The sequence below is a fragment of the Xanthomonas sp. CFBP 8152 genome, assembly GCF_014199025.1.
Classification (GTDB): Bacteria; Pseudomonadota; Gammaproteobacteria; order Xanthomonadales; family Xanthomonadaceae; genus Xanthomonas; species Xanthomonas arboricola_B.
This window is the reverse complement of sequence record NZ_JACHNO010000009.1, coordinates 61,503-78,718: the sequence shown is the minus strand read 5'-3', so window position 1 is coordinate 78,718 and position 17,216 is coordinate 61,503. Positions and strand designations below refer to the sequence as shown.

General features: G+C 66.6%; 12 protein-coding genes. 10 read left to right on the top strand and 2 right to left on the bottom strand.

Going from position 1 to position 17,216, the window contains the following annotated elements:
• Positions 1-201: 201 nt before the first annotated feature.
• On the bottom strand, positions 202-1,218 hold the full coding sequence (locus FHT09_RS19720; protein WP_258077280.1) for a LacI family DNA-binding transcriptional regulator: 1,017 nt from the start codon (positions 1,216-1,218) through the stop codon (positions 202-204).
• Between FHT09_RS19720 and FHT09_RS20485 the strand changes: the two genes are divergently transcribed.
• The 7 genes from FHT09_RS20485 (at position 1,169) to FHT09_RS19690 (ending at position 12,961) form a co-directional block, all read left to right on the top strand.
• The gene (locus tag FHT09_RS20485; RefSeq protein ID WP_016903660.1) at positions 1,169-1,333 is read left to right on the top strand and encodes a hypothetical protein; all 165 of its coding nucleotides are present in this window, start codon (positions 1,169-1,171) and stop codon (positions 1,331-1,333) included. The genes FHT09_RS19720 and FHT09_RS20485 overlap by 50 nt on opposite strands.
• A gap of 118 nt (positions 1,334-1,451) precedes the next feature.
• Positions 1,452-3,647 (top strand): alpha-glucuronidase family glycosyl hydrolase, encoded by a 2,196-nt coding sequence (locus tag FHT09_RS19715; protein WP_104607212.1) that lies wholly within the window; start codon positions 1,452-1,454, stop codon positions 3,645-3,647.
• Positions 3,644-5,608: a sialate O-acetylesterase gene (locus FHT09_RS19710; protein ID WP_104607205.1), complete on the top strand. Its 1,965-nt coding sequence runs from the start codon at positions 3,644-3,646 to the stop codon at positions 5,606-5,608. The genes FHT09_RS19715 and FHT09_RS19710 overlap by 4 nt, the downstream gene beginning before the upstream one ends.
• An 11-nt stretch (positions 5,609-5,619) precedes the next feature.
• Positions 5,620-6,879: a D-mannonate dehydratase ManD gene (gene manD / locus FHT09_RS19705; RefSeq protein WP_047130538.1), complete on the top strand. Its 1,260-nt coding sequence runs from the start codon at positions 5,620-5,622 to the stop codon at positions 6,877-6,879.
• A complete protein-coding gene (locus tag FHT09_RS19700; RefSeq protein WP_047130575.1) occupies positions 6,879-8,579 on the top strand; it encodes a glycoside hydrolase family 43 protein in 1,701 nt (566 codons plus the stop codon). Before manD ends, FHT09_RS19700 begins: the two co-directional genes overlap by 1 nt.
• Before the next feature lie 71 nt (positions 8,580-8,650).
• Entirely contained in the window at positions 8,651-11,269 is a 2,619-nt protein-coding gene (locus FHT09_RS19695) for a glycoside hydrolase family 3 protein (protein WP_181141441.1), read from the top strand.
• Positions 11,270-11,497: 228 nt separating this feature from the next.
• Positions 11,498-12,961 carry a mannitol dehydrogenase family protein gene (locus tag FHT09_RS19690; protein ID WP_104607202.1) on the top strand — a complete coding sequence of 488 codons (1,464 nt, stop codon included), beginning with the start codon at positions 11,498-11,500 and terminating at the stop codon, positions 12,959-12,961.
• Positions 12,962-13,111: 150 nt separating this feature from the next.
• Here the strand turns inward: FHT09_RS19690 and FHT09_RS19685 are convergent, their stop codons facing one another.
• A complete protein-coding gene (locus FHT09_RS19685) occupies positions 13,112-13,498 on the bottom strand; it encodes a VOC family protein (RefSeq protein ID WP_104607201.1) in 387 nt (128 codons plus the stop codon).
• A gap of 435 nt (positions 13,499-13,933) precedes the next feature.
• Between FHT09_RS19685 and FHT09_RS19680 the strand changes: the two genes are divergently transcribed.
• The 3 genes from FHT09_RS19680 (at position 13,934) to FHT09_RS19670 (ending at position 16,985) form a co-directional block, all read left to right on the top strand.
• Entirely contained in the window at positions 13,934-14,092 is a 159-nt protein-coding gene (locus tag FHT09_RS19680) for a DUF2256 domain-containing protein (RefSeq protein WP_104607200.1), read from the top strand.
• Positions 14,093-14,319: 227 nt separating this feature from the next.
• A complete protein-coding gene (locus FHT09_RS19675) occupies positions 14,320-15,324 on the top strand; it encodes a 2-hydroxyacid dehydrogenase (protein WP_104607199.1) in 1,005 nt (334 codons plus the stop codon).
• Between the two features lie 38 nt (positions 15,325-15,362).
• A complete protein-coding gene (locus FHT09_RS19670) occupies positions 15,363-16,985 on the top strand; it encodes a lactate permease LctP family transporter (RefSeq protein WP_104607198.1) in 1,623 nt (540 codons plus the stop codon).
• The last annotated feature ends 231 nt before the right edge of the window (positions 16,986-17,216 follow it).

Below are 17,216 nucleotides of genomic sequence, written 5' to 3'. Positions count from 1 at the left end.
GGCGCGGACTTCGCCAACGGCAGCAGCACGCTGGTGGATCTGGCCAAGTACGCCGCCGGTAACGCACCCAAGCAGCTCAGCGGCCGTCAGGAAGCCTACGAGAGCCTGATCAACCAGTATCTGACGCGTTGATGTTGTGCCGATGGTCGCCTGCACGCGCAGGCGATCACCGGCAGCCTGCGCGCACAACCGCGTGCGGTGTCATCGCTGTTCCGTTGCATCCGGCGCTGCCGGTGCGGCCACCGAATCCCGCTTGACCAGCAGGTGCGCGACCACATGATCGACCATCTTCGCCGTGCGCTCCTTGGCGCGAATCGTCTTCAGCAGGATGTCCAGCGCAGCGTCGGCCATGGCGGCGATGGGCTGCTGCACGGTGGTGAGTTCTGGCCATACCGCAGTGGCCGCGGAGGTGTCGTCGAAGCCGACCACCGACAGATCGCGCGGCACATCCAGCCCGCGCCGATGCGCGACCGAGATCGCGGCGGCGGCCATGTCGTCGTTGCTGGCGAAGATGGCGCTGGGGCGGCGTTTGCGCGCCAGCAGTTTTTCCGCAGCGACCAGGCCGGATTTGTAGGTGTAGTCGCCCGGCTGCACCAGATGCCGATCCAGCCGCAGGCCCGCATCGGCCAGCGCCGCCTGGAACCCTTCGAAGCGACGCGTGCTGGCGGACAGGTTGGGATGCCCGGCGATGTAGCCGATACGCGTGTGGCCCTGCGCGATCAGATGCTCGGTGATCTCCTTGGCGGCGGCGAATTCGTCGATGCGCACGCAGGCCACATCCGGACTGAAGTGGTTGGAGGCGATCGCCACCACCGGCACCTTGGCGCGTACCAGTTCCAGTACCGCGGCCTTGGATTCGCACAGCGGCGGCGGCAGGATCACCCCGGCCACGCCCTTGGCGAGCTTGCGCGCGGCACGGCGCTCGGCGTCGGCATCCAGGTCGTCCCAGCAATCGATCACCAGCTGGATCGGCGTGCGCGAGGCAACCCGCAACACGCCCAGCAGCAACTCACGCAGGTAGGCGCCGCTGGGATCGCTGTAGATCAACGCAATGCGCGTGCTCTGCGCGGCGGCCAGGGCGCTGGCCGCCAGGTTGGGCGTGTAGCCCAGCTTGTCGACCGCGCGCAGCACGCGTGCGCGGGTGGCATCGCGCACGCTGCCGTTGTTGTTGACCACGCGCGAGACCGTCATCGGCGAGACCTTCGCCAGCGCCGCCACCTCGTCGATGGTGGTCGCGCGGCTGGTGCGGCGGACCGATTTCCTGACCTTCTCCAAGCGTGGCCTCTTCAAGTGGGTGGCGAACCTGCACGATGCACACAACCCGCTGCAATAACGCAAGCGCCGACTGCGTGCGTGACGATGCGACGCATGGTACCGGGAAGCAGGCAGAGCGGCGATACGCCGCCGCGTGCGGCGATGTCGCTGGAGCATGCCGCATGAGCGCGCGTGCCATGCGGCGCTGCGTCGCGTATTGCGCTGCATTGGCGCAGCCGTGGTGGCTGGCGATGACGCTGCTGTGTGGATTGATGCTGGCCAGTGCCGGCGCGCGGGCCGAGGACGGCTACGAGTTATGGTTGCGCTACCACCGGATGGCTGACGCGGCGCAGTTGCGTGGCAGCGCAAGCGCGTTGATCGTCGCCGGCGACTCGCCGAGTCTGCAGGCTGCACGCGAGGAATTGCAGCGTGGACTGTCGGGCCTGCTTGGTGCTGCGCCGCAGTCGTCCGCCAATGTCACGCGCGATGGTGCGATCTTGCTGGGTGCGGCCGCAGCGCCGCAGATCGCGGCGTTGAACCTGCAGACCGCCGGCCTGGGCCGCGAGGGCTATCTGATCCGCAGTGTCAGCGTGGACGGGCATCGCACCATCGCCATCGTCGGCGGCAGCGATGTCGGCGCGCTGTATGGGGCATTCCACTTCCTGCGCCTGCTGCAGACCGGCCAGTCGCTGGCCGCGCTGGACCTGCGCGAGTCGCCGCGGCTGCAGCTGCGCATGCTCAACCACTGGGACAACCTGGACGGGGTGGTCGAACGCGGCTATGCCGGCGCCTCGTTATGGAACTGGCAGACCCTGCCGGGGTATCTGGATCCGCGCTATACCCACTACGCGCGCGCCAATGCATCGCTGGGCATCAACGGCAGCGTGCTCAACAACGTCAACGCCAAGGCCTGGAGCCTGACGCCGCAGTACCTGGACAAGGCGGCGGCACTGGCCAAGGTGTTTCGTCCCTACGGCATCCGGGTGTTTCTCAGCGCGCGTTTCAGCGCGCCGATCGAGATCGGTGGCCTGAAGACCGCCGACCCGCTGGATCCGCAGGTGCGGCAGTGGTGGCGCGATACCGCCGACCAGATCTATGCACGCATTCCGGACTTCGGCGGTTTTCTGGTCAAGGCCAACTCCGAAGGCCAGCCTGGCCCGCAGGACTACGGGCGCAGCCATGCCGATGGCGCCAATCTGCTGGCCGACGCGCTGGCGCCGCACGGCGGGGTGGTGATGTGGCGCGCGTTCGTCTATTCGCATGCGCAGCCGGACGATCGCGCCAAGCAGGCGTACAGCGAGTTCCTGCCGCTGGATGGCCAGTTCCGCGACAACGTGATCGTGCAGGTCAAGAACGGGGCGATCGACTTCCAGCCGCGCGAGCCGTTCCATCCGCTGTTCGGTGCGATGCGCAAGACGCCGTTGATGCCGGAGTTCCAGATCACCAAGGAGTATCTGGGCTTTTCCACCCATTTGGCCTACCTGGGAACGCTGTTTGCCGAAACCCTGCAGGCCGACACCCATGCGCGCGGCAAGGGCTCGACCGTTGCCGAAACCGTAGATGGCACGCTCTTCAACGATGCCAAACGCACGCGGCTGACCGGTATCGCCGGGGTGGCCAATATCGGTGCGGACCGCAACTGGAGCGGCTCGATCTTCGATCAGGCCAACTGGTATGCATACGGGCGGCTGGCGTGGAACCCGCAATTGTCGCCGCAGGCAGTCGCGCAGGAGTGGGTGCGCATGACGTTCTCCAACGATGCTGACGTGGTGACGCCCGTGGTCGACATGCTGCTGCGCTCGCGCGAGGCGGTGGTGGATTACATGACCCCGCTCGGCCTGCATCACCTGATGGGGCGCGGCCATCATTACGGCCCGGCACCCTGGGATGCGGGCAGCGAGCGCCCGGACTGGGACCCGGTCTACTACCACCGCGCCGATCGTAACGGAATTGGCTTTGACCGCAGTGCCAGCGGCAGCAATGCGGTAGCGCAATACGCCAAGCCGGTGGCGCGCGTGTTCGGCGATGTGCAGCGCGTGCCGGAGCATTACCTGCTGTGGTTCCACCATGTGCCCTGGGAGCACCGCATGGCCTCCGGACGGCCGCTGTGGGACGAGCTGGTGTGGCATTACGACCACGGCGTGGACGAGGTGCGTGCCATGCGCGCGACCTGGCAGGGCCTGGCCGGCAGGATCGATCCGCCGCGTTACCGGCAGGTGGCCAGTTTCCTGGCGATCCAGCAGGACGAAGCGCAATGGTGGCGCGATGCCAGCATCGCCTACTTCCAGAACGTGTCCGGGCAGCCGTTGCCGGCCGGCACGGCGCCGCCGGCGCATCCGTTGGCGTATTACCAGGCATTGCAGTTTCCGTATGCGCCGGGGAATCCGAAATGAGCGCGCGCAGTTCGACGGTCGTCATGGCAGCGCTCTGCGCAGCGCTGCTGCCGCGCCTGGCGCAGGCGGCCGACGCGCCGTTGCTGCATGCGCTGTTTCAGGAGCATGTGGTGTTGCAGCGCGATGCGCCGATCCGCGTGTGGGGCGATGCACCACCTGGCACGCGCGTGAGCGTGCAACTGGATGCGCAGCAGGTGCAGGCACGCGCAGATCGGCAAGGCCACTGGGAAGCGCGCCTGCCTGCGCACGCCGCAGGTGGCCCGTACACCTTGAGCGCACGCACCAGCACCGGCGTGACGCAGCAGGTCGACGACGTGCTGATCGGCGACGTGTGGCTGTGCTCGGGCCAGTCCAACATGGAATTGCAGGTGCATCGCACCCTGGATTCACGCAGCGAGATTGCCGACGCCGACAACCCGCGCATCCGCATGTTCAAGGTGCCGGCGCAGTCCAGCCCGGCGCCGCAGCGCCGCTTCGGTGGCGCTGCCGCATGGCAGCGCACCACGCCGGAGACGGTGAAGGAGTTTTCCGCCGCTTGCTACTACTTCGCACGTGAGTTGCAGAAGACCGTCGATGTGCCGATGGGCCTGATCAACGCCTCCTGGGGCGGTTCGCAACTGCAGGCCTGGATCGGCGAGAAGGCACTGCGCGCTGCCGGCGACGACGGCCCGGCGCTGGATGTGCTGGCGCGTTACGCACGCGACCCGGTGGATGCCGCACCGCAGTGGGGCGCGCTGTGGGAGGCCTGGTGGCATGCGCACGGCGAAGGCGAGCCCTGGCAAGCGGATGCGCCCGGCGCCTGGCAAACCGCACCGGCGGCATTGGGCGCGTGGGACGACTGGGGCGTGCCGCAGCTGGTCGGGTTCAACGGCATGGTCTGGTACCGCACCAGCGTGGAGCTGACGCCGGCGCAGGCCGCGCAGGACGCCACCTTGTTGCTCGGGCCGGTGGACGAGCTGGACCAGACCTGGGTCAACGGACGCGGCGTGGGCAGCAGTTACGGTGCCGACCAGCCGCGTCGCTACAGCGTGCCGCGCGGCCGCCTGCATGCCGGGCGCAACAGCATCGTGCTCAATGTGCTCAATACCTACCGGCGTGGCGGGCTGCTGGGCGATGCGCAATCGCGTGCGCTGCAGTTCGCCGATGGCAGCACGCTGCCGCTGGATGCGCCCTGGCAGTACCGCATCGTGCCGCCGCAACCGGGCTCGCCACCGCGCGCGCCATGGTCGTCGGCGGCCGGGCTGACCACCTTGTACAACGGCATGATCGTCCCGCTCGGCCAGCTCGGCCTGCGTGGCGTGCTGTGGTACCAGGGCGAATCCAATGCCGGCGATGCGGTGCATTACCCGGCCTTGCTCGCTGCATGGCAGCGCGATTGGCGGCAGCGCTTCGGTGTGCAGTTGCCGCTGCTGATCGTGCAACTGGCCAACTATGGCGCGCCGCCCACCCAGCCGGTCGACAGCGGCTGGGCGCAACTGCGCGAGGCACAGCGCCGCTTCGTCGCCAACGATGCGCATGCGGGCCTTGCGGTGGCGATCGACATCGGCGACCGCTACGACATCCATCCGGCCAACAAGCAGGAGCTGGGCCGGCGCCTGGCGCGCGCGGCAAGGCGTGCGGTGTATGGCGAAGCGCTTGCGCCCTCCGGCCCGGTGCCGCGCGGCGCCCAGCGCGAAGCCGACAGCGTGCGCATCGCCTTCGACGATGTGGACACCGCCTTGCTCAGCTATGGCGCCGATGCGCCGATCGGGTTCGAGCTGTGCGGCGCCGCGCCCAACAGCTGTCGCTATGCCGTTGCCAGCTTGCACGACCACACCATCAGCCTGCGCATTCCCACCGGCCTGGCCGTCACGCGCGTGCGCTACTGCTGGGCCGACAGCCCGGTGTGCACCCTGTACGACCGCAGCGGCCTGCCGGCCGGCCCATTCGAACTCCCCCTCACTGCTGCCACTTCTCCCTGAGCGAGACCACGATGTCACAGACTCCCGACTCCCCTGCTCCGCTGCAAGGCTCGGCCCGCGATCGCGAGATCGTCGAGGCGCGCGTCATCGTCACCTGCCCGGGCCGCAACTTCGTCACCCTGAAGATCCGTACCCGCTCGGGCATCACCGGGCTGGGCGATGCCACGCTCAATGGCCGCGAACTGGCGGTGGCGGCGTATTTGCAGGAACACCTGGTGCCGAACCTGATCGGCCGCGATGCCGGCCGTATCGAAGACATCTGGCAGTTCTTCTACCGCGGCGCGTACTGGCGGCGCGGCCCGGTGACTATGAGCGCGATCGCCGCGGTGGACGTGGCCTTGTGGGACATCCTGGGCAAGATGGCCGGCCTGCCGTTGTATCAGCTGCTCGGCGGGCGCTCGCGCGAGGGCGCGCTGGTGTACGGCCATGCCAATGGCCGCGATATCGCCGAAACCAGCGATGAGGTCGGCCGCTTCCGCGAGCTGGGCTTCATCGCCATCCGCGCGCAGTGCGGCGTGCCCGGCATCAAGAAGACCTACGGCATTTCCAGCGGCGGCAAACCGTATGAGCCGGCCGAGAGCGAACTACCGAGCGAAACGGTGTGGTCCACGCCACGTTATCTCGGCGTGGTGCCGAAGCTGTTTGCGCAATTGCGCAACGACCACGGCGACGAGATCGAACTGCTCCACGACGCGCACCACCGGCTCACTCCCATCGAGGCAGCGCGCCTGGGCCGCGACCTGGAACCTTACCGGTTGTTCTGGCTGGAAGACGCCACCCCTGCAGAAAACCAGCGCGCGTTCGAAGTGATCCGCCAGCACACGGTGACGCCATTGGCGGTGGGCGAGGTGTTCAATTCGCTGTGGGATTGCAAGCACCTGATCGAGCAGCAGCTGATCGACTACATCCGCACCACGATCGTCCACGCCGGCGGCATCACCCATGTGCGCCGGCTGGCCGATTTCGCCGCGCTGCATCAGGTGCGCACCGGCTTCCACGGCGCCACCGATCTGTCGCCGGTGTGCATGGGCGCGGCATTGCACTTCGACACCTGGGTACCCAACTTCGGCATCCAGGAATACATGTTCCATTCCGACGCGGCCAACGCGGTGTTCCCGCACGATTACGTGTTCCGCGATGGCCGCCTGCATTGCGGCGAAACGCCCGGGCATGGCGTGGACATCGACGAAGCGCTGGCCGCGAAGTATCCCTACGTGCCCAAGCAGTTGCCGGTTGCGCGCCTGGAAGACGGCGCGATGTGGGACTGGTGATGCGTCTGCTGCCGGCCGCGCTTGCGGCACTGCTGCTTGCGGTGGCCGCGCCTGCGCGCGCGCAAGCGCAGGCGCAGGCGCAGGCCGATGTCGCCTTCGACTGGTTCGAATATCGCGGCGACGATGCGGTGTTCGCCGCGCCGTTGCCGCCCGGCCACTACCGCAACCCGGTGCTGGCCGGGTTCTACCCGGACCCCAGCGTGACGCGCGTGGGCGAGCGCTATTACCTGGTCAATTCCACGTTTGCGTATTTCCCGGCGATCCCGGTGTTCGAGAGTACCGACCTGGTGCACTGGACGCAGATCGGCAATGTGGTCGAGCGCCGCGAGCAGCTCGACTACGACGGGCTGGATGTGTCGCGCGGCATGTTCGCTGCCAGCATCCGTCATCATGCCGGGCGTTTCTATGTCGTGGGGACCTCGGTCGACAGCGGCGGCAACTTCATTGCCAGCGCCAGCAATCCCGCAGGCCCATGGTCGGCACTGACGTGGTTGCCGGGCATCGACGGCATCGACCCGTCGTTGTTCTTCGATACGGACGGCAGCGCCTACCTGCTCAACAACGGCCCGCCGGAAGGTACGCCGTTGTACGAAGGCCACCGTGCGATCTGGATGCAGCGCTTCGACCTCGCCAGCAATCAACCGGTCGGCCCGCGCAAGGTGGTGCTCAACGGCGGGGTGGATCTGGCCAGCAAGCCGATCTGGATCGAAGGCCCGCATCTGTACCGACGCGACGGTTGGTATTACCTCTCGTGTGCCGAAGGCGGCACCGGCCCGCAACATTCGCAGGTGGTGCTGCGCAGCCGCACTGTGTGGGGGCCGTTCGCGGCATCGCCGCACAATCCGATTTTGACCCAACGCGACCTGCCGGCCAATCGCGCACACCCGGTCAGCAATGCCGGGCATGTGGATCTGGTGGACACACCGGACGGGCACTGGTGGGCGGTGTTCCTGGCCAGCCGCCCGTATGCGGGCGAACGCTACAACACCGGGCGCGAGACCTTCCTGCTGCCGGTGCACTGGCGCGATGGCTGGCCGTCGATCCTGCCGGCCGGTCAGCCGGTTCCGTATGTCGCACAGAGCCCGCGCGGCGCCAAGACATCGGCCGATCAAGCCCCGTTGTCGGGCAACTTCACCTGGCGCGACGACTTCGCCGGCACCTCGTTACAGCGCGAATGGCTATATCTGCGTGTGCCCAAACATGATGTGGCCGATCTAAGCGCACGCACCGGTTGGTTGACCCTGCATGCCAGGGCGCAGGGGTTGGATAGCACAACCACACCCGCCTTCCTCGCACGGCGCCAGCAACACACGCGCTTCGCCGCGAGCACCGCGCTGGCGGTACCCACGCAGGCCGGCGTCAGTGCCGGACTCGCCGTCTTGCAGAATTCCAATGCGTGGTATGCGCTGGGCGTACGACGCAACGGCGATGCGCTGGACGTCTTCCTCGACAAGCGCGAGGGCGCAAGAACCACCACGCTCGCACGCACCCGCGTCCCCACAACGGCGCAGCTGCGCCTGCAGATCAGCGGCGATGGCGGCGCGTACAGCTTCGCCTTCGATGCCGATGGGCGCGGCTGGCAATCGCTACGCCGCAACGATGCTGCGGGCATGCTCAGCACCGCACAGGCCGGCGGCTTCGTCGGCAGCATGATCGGGCCGTTTGCCCAGCTGGAACCGCACCGCACCCAGGAGGACTGACCATGCATTCGCACCCCGCCCACCTTGCAACCGCCCGACGTCGCAGACTTGCGCGCGGGCTACTGCTGGCGATGGCGCTTGCCGCCACCGGCACGCAGGCCGCAACGCCGCCGCCGTATCTGGACACCCAACGTCCCTTCGATGCACGCGCGGCCGACCTGGTGTCGCGCATGACGCTGGAAGAAAAGGCCGCGCAGATGCAGAACGCCGCCCCGGCGATCCCGCGCCTGCAGGTGCCCGAATACGATTGGTGGAACGAAGCGCTGCACGGCGTGGCGCGTGCCGGTGGCGCCACCGTGTTTCCGCAGGCGATCGGCCTGGCTGCTACGTTCGACACCCCATTGATGGTCGAGGTGGCCACCGCCATCGGCGACGAAGCACGCGCCAAGCACCATGCATTCCTGGCGCGCGGCGAGCACAAGCGTTACCAGGGGCTCACCTTTTGGTCGCCCAACATCAACATCTTCCGCGACCCGCGCTGGGGCCGCGGGCAGGAAACCTATGGCGAAGACCCGTTTCTGACCGCGCGCATGGGCGTGACCTTCGTGCAGGGCCTGCAGGCGCAGCAGGGGCCGTACCGCAAGCTCGATGCCACCGCCAAGCACTTCGCCGTGCACAGCGGCCCGGAGGCCGACCGTCATCACTTCGACGTGCATCCCGGCGAGCGCGATCTCCACGAAACCTATCTGCCCGCGTTCCAGGCCCTGGTGCAGGAAGGCAAGGTTGCCGCGGTGATGGGCGCCTACAACCGCGTCAATGGCGAGTCCGCCTCGGCCAGTACGCGGCTGGAAGGCATCCTGCGCCGCGACTGGGGCTTCGATGGCTACATCGTCAGCGACTGCGCCGCCATCCGCGATATCTGGCAGAACCACAAGATCGTGCCCACACCCGAGGCCGCTGCCGCGCTCGGCGTCAAGCACGGCACCGACCTGGACTGCGGCGACACCTACGCCGCATTGCCGGCGGCGGTGCGCGCCGGCTTGATCGACGAGGCCAGCATCGACACCGCGCTCAAGCGCCTGATGACCACGCGCATGCGACTGGGCATGTTCGACCCGCCGGCCAGGGTGCCCTGGGCGCAGATTCCTGCGGCAGTGAATCAATCGCCAGAGCACGATGCACTGGCCCGCCGCACCGCGCGCGAATCGCTGGTGCTGCTGAAAAACGACGGTCTGCTGCCGCTCAAACCCACGCTCAAGCGCATCACCGTGATCGGCCCCACCGCCGACGACCCGATGTCGCTGCTGGGCAATTACTACGGCACGCCAGCCGCGCCGGTCACCATCCTGCAAGGCATCCGCGACGCCGCACCGCAGGCACAGGTGGTCTACGCGCGCGGCAGCGATCTGGTGGAAGGGCGCGAAGACCCCAATGCCGCGGCACCGATCGACACCCGCTATCTGCGCCCGGCGCCAGATGCCAAGCAGAACGGCCTCACCGGTGAATACTTCCGTGGACGTGCGTTGGCCGGCCAGCCGGTGCTGACCCGTATCGACCCGCGCATCGCCTTCCGCTGGGACCGCAATGCGCCGACCGACGATGCCGTCGGCCGCGGTGAACTGCAGGCCAATCGTGCACTGGCCAAGGACGACTTCAGCGTGCGCTGGCATGGCCAGCTGCTGCCGCCCGTGTCGGGCACCTACGAGCTGCAGATCGCCGCCGACGATGGCGTGCGCCTGTTTCTGGACGGCAAGCTGCTCATCGATCAATGGAGCGAGGCCCCGCGCATGCGCGGCGGCAATGCCAGCGTTGCGCTGGAAGCCGGCAAGGCCTACGACCTGCGCGTGGAATACTTCGAGGCCACGCGCGATGCCGGCGTGCGTATGGCCTGGCGCATGCCCGGCGCCAAACCGCCGCTGCAGGAAGCGGTGGACGCCGCACGCAACGCCGAGGTGGTGGTGTTCGTCGGCGGGCTCACCGGCGATGTCGAAGGCGAAGAGATGGACGTCAACTATCCCGGCTTTGCCGGCGGCGACCGCACCGACACCCGCCTGCCCAAACCGCAGCGCGAATTGCTGCAGGCACTGCAGGCCACCGGCACGCCGGTGGTTGCGGTGCTGACCACCGGCTCGGCGCTGGCGATCGACTGGGCGCAGCACCACGTGCCCGCCATCCTGCTGGCCTGGTACCCCGGCCAACGCGGCGGCAGCGCGGTCGGCGATGTGCTGTTCGGCCGGGCCAGTCCCGGCGGCCGCCTGCCGATCACCTTCTACAAGGAAGACGAGCGCCTGCCCGCCTTCGACGATTACGCCATGCGCGGCCGCACCTATCGCTACTTCGACGGCAAGCCGCTGTACCCGTTCGGCCACGGCCTGTCGTACACGCAATTCGCCTACTCGGATCTGCAGCTGGACCGCACCACCGTGGCCGCCGATGGCACGCTCACGGCAACGGTCACGCTGAAGAACACCGGCCAACGCGCAGGCGATGAAGTGGTGCAGCTGTATCTGCATCCGCTCAAGCCGCAACGCGAACGCGCCATTAAGGAACTGCACGGCTTCCAGCGCATCACCCTGCAACCCGGCGAACAACGCCAGCTGCGCTTCACCCTCAAGGCGCAAGACGCCCTGCGCATCTACGACGACCAGCGCAAGGCCTACGCGGTGGACCCAGGCGACTACGAAATACAGATCGGCGCTTCCAGCGCAGACATCCGCAGCAAGCAGCGCTTCACCGTCACCGACAAGTAGCAAATGCCGACACCCACGCCATGCGGACATGGGCAAAGAAGCCCCCCAGCCGCGATTCCCCTAACGCCCCTCTCCCGCCGGGGCGAAGAGGCACCGCTTGCGCGCCACTGACGCGCGTGCCTTGGAGCGCCCGCGTCGCAAGACGTGGGCCGGGGCGCGGAGCGGGGGTTGGTGAGGGTACGGCCACAGGCGAACTTGCAGCACCCCCACGATTCCAAACAAAAACCCATGCCAATTCCAACGCTCTCAATCGCAACGCTCTCCCATCTGCCAACCACCGTCCTCCCTCCCAGCTACAACCCCAAACACACCACCATCGGCATCGTCCATCTGGGCGCTGGCGCCTTCCACCGCGCCCACCAGGCCGTCTACCTCGACGACCTGCTCGCGCAGGACCCCAACTGGGCCATCTGCGCCGTGTCGCTACACAGCGCGGGCGTGCGCGACGCCCTGCGCCCGCAAGACGGCCTGTACACCCTCGCCTTGCTCGACGAGCACCCGCAACTGCGCATCATCGGCGCCATCCGCGAGGTGCTGTGCGCCGCCGACGAACCCGCCGCCGTGCTCGCGCGCCTGGCCCATCCCGCCGTGCGCCTGGTCACCCTCACCGTCACCGAAAAAGGCTATCGCCTGGCCGGCGACACGCTCGACCTGGCCCATCCCGACATCGTGCACGACATCGCTAACCCCGGCACACCGCGCAGCGCCATCGGCTATCTGGTCGCCGGCCTGCAACAGCGCAGGCAGCAAGGCAGCGCACCGTTCACCGTGCTCAGCTGCGACAACCTGCCCGACAACGGCAGCCTGCTGCGCAGCGCGGTATTGCGGCTCGCCCAGCAACACGATCCAGCACTTGCTGCATGGATCGACCGCCAAGTCAGCTTTCCGCGTTCGATGGTCGACAGCATCACCCCCGCCACCGACGAGGCACTGCGCGCCAACGTGCACGCGCAAACCGGTCTGCACGACGCCTGGCCGATCCAGCGCGAGCGCTACAGCCAGTGGGTCATCGAAGACCGCTTCTGCAACGGCCGCCCCGCGTTCGAGCGCGCAGGCGTGATTCTCAGCGACGATATCGCCGGCTACGCACGCGCCAAACTGCGCCTGCTTAACGGCCCGCATTCCGCACTCGCCTATCTCGGCAGCCTGCTCGGTCTGGAGACAGTCGCCGACGCCATACACCACCGGCAACTGGCCGCCTTTGTCGAAACCCTGATGCGCGCGGACATCGCCCCCACCCTGCAGCCCATGCCGGGCTTCGACCCGCAGCACTACATCGATGCCATCCTGGCCCGCTTCCGCAACCCCGCCATCCGCCACCTGCTCGCTCAGATCGCCTGGGACGGCTCGCAGAAGATTCCGGTGCGCCTGCTCAGCGCGATCAACGATGCATTGGATGCCGGGCGACGGATCGACCGGCTCTGCATTCCGGTAGCGGCGTGGTTGCAATTCGTGCGCAGGCAGGCGGCCAACGGCGTGGCCTTGGTCGATCCGCTGGGCGAAGTCCTCAGCGACATCGGCCGTTCGACCACCGACGATGCCAGCCATGACATCGCGGCATTCCTCACCGTGGATGCAGTGTTCGCTTCGCTCTCTGGCGATGCGCGTTTTGTGGAGGCATTGCAAGCTGCCTACGCTACGCTGGGCACTGCAACACCGGCGCAGATACAGCTGGCAATCGATGCAAGGTGATGCACGGCAAACGCATCGCCGGTTGCCATCGCATGCCGACAGGGTCCGATGCCTGCATCGTGCGATCTCTGGCAGCGTGTACATCGTGCCATCTGGTCGATGGCCTGCTCCGGCTGTGCAGGTCAACAGATACAGCGGGCGATCGGACGCCTAGCTACCGATTACCTGCCCAATCCTGATCAGATTGCCGTTCTCATCGACTAGCGCAAATTCGCGCATCCCCCACGGCTTGTCGCTGACAGCATCGAGCCTGGGGATGCCGTGCGCCGGAAGCTGCGCGCCACGCATGGCGGCGTAGACCGCATCGACATCGCCTACCCGGATGTAGCAGCCCGCATAGCAGACAGCAGGGTCAATATCCGGGTGCGCGAAGAAATGCAGCTCCACATCGCCACGCGTCAGGATCGCGTAGCCCGCATCGTGCGGGTGCGCGTCACCGACAAAGCCCAGCCGCCGATAGAAGGCGAGCGTGCGTTCGATCGAGCGACCGGGGAGCAGTGGAATCGTACGGTCTGGCGTTTCGGCAGTGGAAGTCATCGCTTTCTCGTAGTGGGATAACGAAGCCGTCTTTGGGCGCAACGATACGCCAGATACGAAAGATCGGTTGGGAGCTGTGCCGTGCTGTCTTGACTCGCTGCATTGGCGAGTAGCAAGATCCCTGTGCTGCGGCACATTCCGCAGACGGATTTGACAGTCCGAAAACCACAAGGCGCACCAGCGCCCATTGCACGATGTCGGCGCTTTTTCTTTGCCCGACTTATCGCATGGGCAGGCGCGCTCGCTTTACGGCTGGCGGTGCGCGAAGACCGCAAGGTCTGCCGGCTCCTTGTAACCTTTCTGCTAACTGCGCATCGTCCGCCACTCTTGTTCAGCAGCTTCCTGCCTGCAATGGCATCTGCATCGCGTCGCTCGCCATGACATGCTTAGCCCTATCCACGACCCCACCCAGGTTCGGTTAGGTTCAAGCTCCGCATGGCCATGCGCAAGAAACACGAGTTGCCGGAAAAACCCTGCATGCAATGCGGGCGGCCGTTTCGTTGGCGCAAGAAGTGGGAGCGCGTGTGGGACGAGGTGAAGTACTGCTCCGACCGTTGCCGTGGCGAAAGCAAGCGGACGCATGTGGTTCCGTGATCGACGCGCTGTATTGATCGCCGGTCGACACATCGGAACTCCACCGCCAAACCCTTGCACACAGGCGCACTCGCGTTGTGTCGGTGCGCGACGTGCAGCAGCGGACCTCGGTACCGGTGTGATTTCCCGATGGCCACTGCTGGTCGCAGTCGCGACGTTTGGCCAAACGCGGTGGAAGACGCGGGGTTGGTAGGCTACCTTGTTCGTGCACCTATGGAGTTCTCTGCATGAAACTGGCTGTCTTCAGCACGCGCCCTTACGACAAGCGCTTTCTCGACGAAGCGAAACTACGCCTGGGCGTGGAATACGCAGTCGAGTTCGTCTACTTCGAGGCATCGCTCGACCTGCAGACGGCAACGTTGGCGCAGGGGTGCGAAGTGGTCTGCGTCTTCGTCAACGACCAGCTCGACGCGTCCGTGCTGCAGGCACTGCACGCGGCCGGTGTGCGCGCAGTGCTACTGCGCTGCGCCGGTTTCAACAATGTGGATCTTGCTGCGGCTGCGGCACTTGGGCTGTTCGTGGCACGCGTGCCGGCCTACTCGCCCGAGGCGGTGGCCGAGCACACCCTGGCGCTGGTCATGACGCTCAACCGGCAGACGCACCGCGCCTACAACCGCGTACGCGAGGGCAACTTCATGCTCGATGGCCTGCTCGGCCGCACCTTGCGCGGCAAGACGGTGGGCCTGATCGGGCTGGGCAAGATCGGGCTGGCGACTGCACGTATTTTTCAGGGAATGGGCTGCAGCGTGCTGGGCTTTGACCCCTATCCCACGCCGGGGTTCGAGACGCTCGGGCAGCGGGTCGAGCTGGAGACGCTATTGGCTCGCTCGGACATCGTCTCGCTGCACTGCCCGCTGACACCGGCGACCCAGTACCTGATCGATGACGCGTCGCTGGCGTCGATGAAGCCGGGCGCGATGCTGGTCAACACCTCACGCGGTGGGTTGGTGGATACCGATGCGGTGATCCGCGCGCTCAAATCCCGCCAGCTGGGCCAGCTTGCCATCGATGTCTACGAGCAGGAAAACGCATTGTTCTTTCAGGACCGCTCGGGCGAGATCATCGACGACGAGGTGTTTCAGCGCCTGATGACCTTCCCCAATGTGCTGGTGACCGGGCACCAAGGATTCTTCACTGCCGAGGCGCTGCAGGAGATCTCCGAGATCACCCTGCGCAACCTCGCCGACTTCGCTGCCGGTTCCCCGTGCGCGAATCGTGTGCCGACAGCTTAGCGTCACCTTTTCCGTTCACCACTCGCGCAGGTTCGACCATGTGGCAACAACTCTACGACCCGCTCGGTAACGCCAACCTGTCGGCCTTGCTGGCCGCCTTGCCGGTGCTGTTGTTTCTGCTGGCACTGACGGTGCTGCGGCTCAAGGGGCTGACCGCCGCGTCGCTGGCCGTACTGGTCTCGGTGGCGGTGTCGTCGTTGGTGTTCGGCATGCCGATGGCCAGCATCGTGGGCGCCGCGCTGTTGGGCATCGCCAACGGTATCTTCCCGATCGGCTTTATCGTGCTGATGGCGGTGTGGCTGTACAAGCTGGCCATCCGCAGCGGCAAGTTCGAGGTGATCCGCGGCAGCATTGCCACGGTGTCCGAAGACCAGCGCATCCAGGTGCTGCTGATCGCGTTCTGCTTCGGCGGATTTCTGGAAGGCGCCGCGGGGTTCGGCGTGCCGATCGCCATCTGTGCGGCGCTGCTGGTGGAGCTGGGCTTCCGTCCACTCAAGGCGGCGATGCTGTGCCTGCTCGCCAACGGCGCGGCGGGCGCCTACGGGGCGATCGGCATCCCGGTGCTGGTCGGTGCACAGCAAGGTGGCGTGCGCCTGGACGAGATGTCGCTGATGCTGATGGTGCTGGTGCAGGTCTGCGCACTGTTGGTACCGGCGGGGCTGGTGGCGATGCTCGATGGTTGGCGTGGCGTGCGCGAGACCTGGCCGGTGCTGCTGTTTGTCGGCGTGGTGTTCAGTGGCGTGCAGACGTTGACGCTGTCTCTGCTGGGGCCGGAACTGGTGGACATTCTCGGACCCTTGGCCGGCATGGGCGGGCTGGCACTGTTCATGCGGTTCTGGCGCCCCAGGCGCATCTACCGCGAGGCGCAGGCCCCGCCGTGCTCCGCCCAGCGCTGGACGCTCACGCAGGTGCTGCTGGCATGGTCGCCGTTCTACATGTTGACCGGCGCGATCCTGGTATGGAGCCTGCCTGCGTTCAAGGCGCTGTTTGCCGCAGACGGCGCGCTTGCCGCCACCGTGCTGCATCTGCGCATCGGCCTGCTCGATCAACGCGTGCAGGAAGTGCCGCCATTGGTCGCCAGCGTGCGTACCCTGCCTGCGGTGTGGAACGTCGGTTGGCTCAGCGCCTCCGGCACGGCGATCCTGATCGCAGCGGTGCTCACGGTGCTACTGTCGCCGCGCCTGAACCTGCGCTCGGCAACGGGCGAACTGGTCCAGTCGGCGAAGGAGATGTGGAAGCCACTGGCCACCGTGTCGCTGGTGATGGCGGTGGCCTATGTCACCAATTACTCCGGCGCGTCCTCGTCCATCGGGCTGGCGCTGGCCCAGGCAGGAGGCGTGTTTCCGTTGCTGTCGCCGGTCATCGGCTGGATGGGGGTGTTCATCACCGGCTCGGTGGTCAACAGCAATACGCTGTTTGCGCACCTGCAGGCAGTGACGGCGGCACAGATCGGCGTGCCTGCTGCGTTGCTGGTGGCCGCCAACACCGCCGGTGGCGTGATGGCGAAACTGGTCTCGCCGCAATCGATCGCCATTGCGGCGGCCGCGGTCAAACTGGTGGGGCAGGAGTCGGCGATCATGCGGACCACCCTGGCCGCAAGCCTTGGATTGCTGGCGTATGTCTGCCTTTGCACGTGGCTGTTGTCGATGGTGTTGCAATGACTCTTCGATGATGCGCGCCGCCCTGTGTTGCGCGTTGCGGCTTCACCGGCACGCTCTTGTGCGGATCGACGCGTGCGTTGCTTGAATCAGGTGCTGCGTTCTTTGTGCTGATGCCATAACCGGGCAACCAAACGAGTGCATCGGTTCAGTTCGCTACGGCGTGCGCGCTTTTTTTGTGCCTGAAAGAATCCGGCATTTTCCTTGCAGACCGTATTGCGGCGATGTCGCTAC

Coding starts and splice junctions, on each gene's coding strand:
- FHT09_RS19680 (WP_104607200.1), top strand. CDS start 13,934: ATGGCCATGCGCAAGAAACACGAGTTGCCGGAAAAACCCTGCATGCAA.
- FHT09_RS19670 (WP_104607198.1), top strand. CDS start 15,363: ATGTGGCAACAACTCTACGACCCGCTCGGTAACGCCAACCTGTCGGCC.
- FHT09_RS19715 (WP_104607212.1), top strand. CDS start 1,452: ATGCGGCGCTGCGTCGCGTATTGCGCTGCATTGGCGCAGCCGTGGTGG.
- FHT09_RS19700 (WP_047130575.1), top strand. CDS start 6,879: ATGCGTCTGCTGCCGGCCGCGCTTGCGGCACTGCTGCTTGCGGTGGCC.
- FHT09_RS19710 (WP_104607205.1), top strand. CDS start 3,644: ATGAGCGCGCGCAGTTCGACGGTCGTCATGGCAGCGCTCTGCGCAGCG.
- FHT09_RS19695 (WP_181141441.1), top strand. CDS start 8,651: ATGGCGCTTGCCGCCACCGGCACGCAGGCCGCAACGCCGCCGCCGTAT.
- FHT09_RS19690 (WP_104607202.1), top strand. CDS start 11,498: ATGCCAATTCCAACGCTCTCAATCGCAACGCTCTCCCATCTGCCAACC.
- FHT09_RS19675 (WP_104607199.1), top strand. CDS start 14,320: ATGAAACTGGCTGTCTTCAGCACGCGCCCTTACGACAAGCGCTTTCTC.
- manD (WP_047130538.1), top strand. CDS start 5,620: ATGTCACAGACTCCCGACTCCCCTGCTCCGCTGCAAGGCTCGGCCCGC.
- FHT09_RS19685 (WP_104607201.1), bottom strand. CDS start 13,498: ATGACTTCCACTGCCGAAACGCCAGACCGTACGATTCCACTGCTCCCC.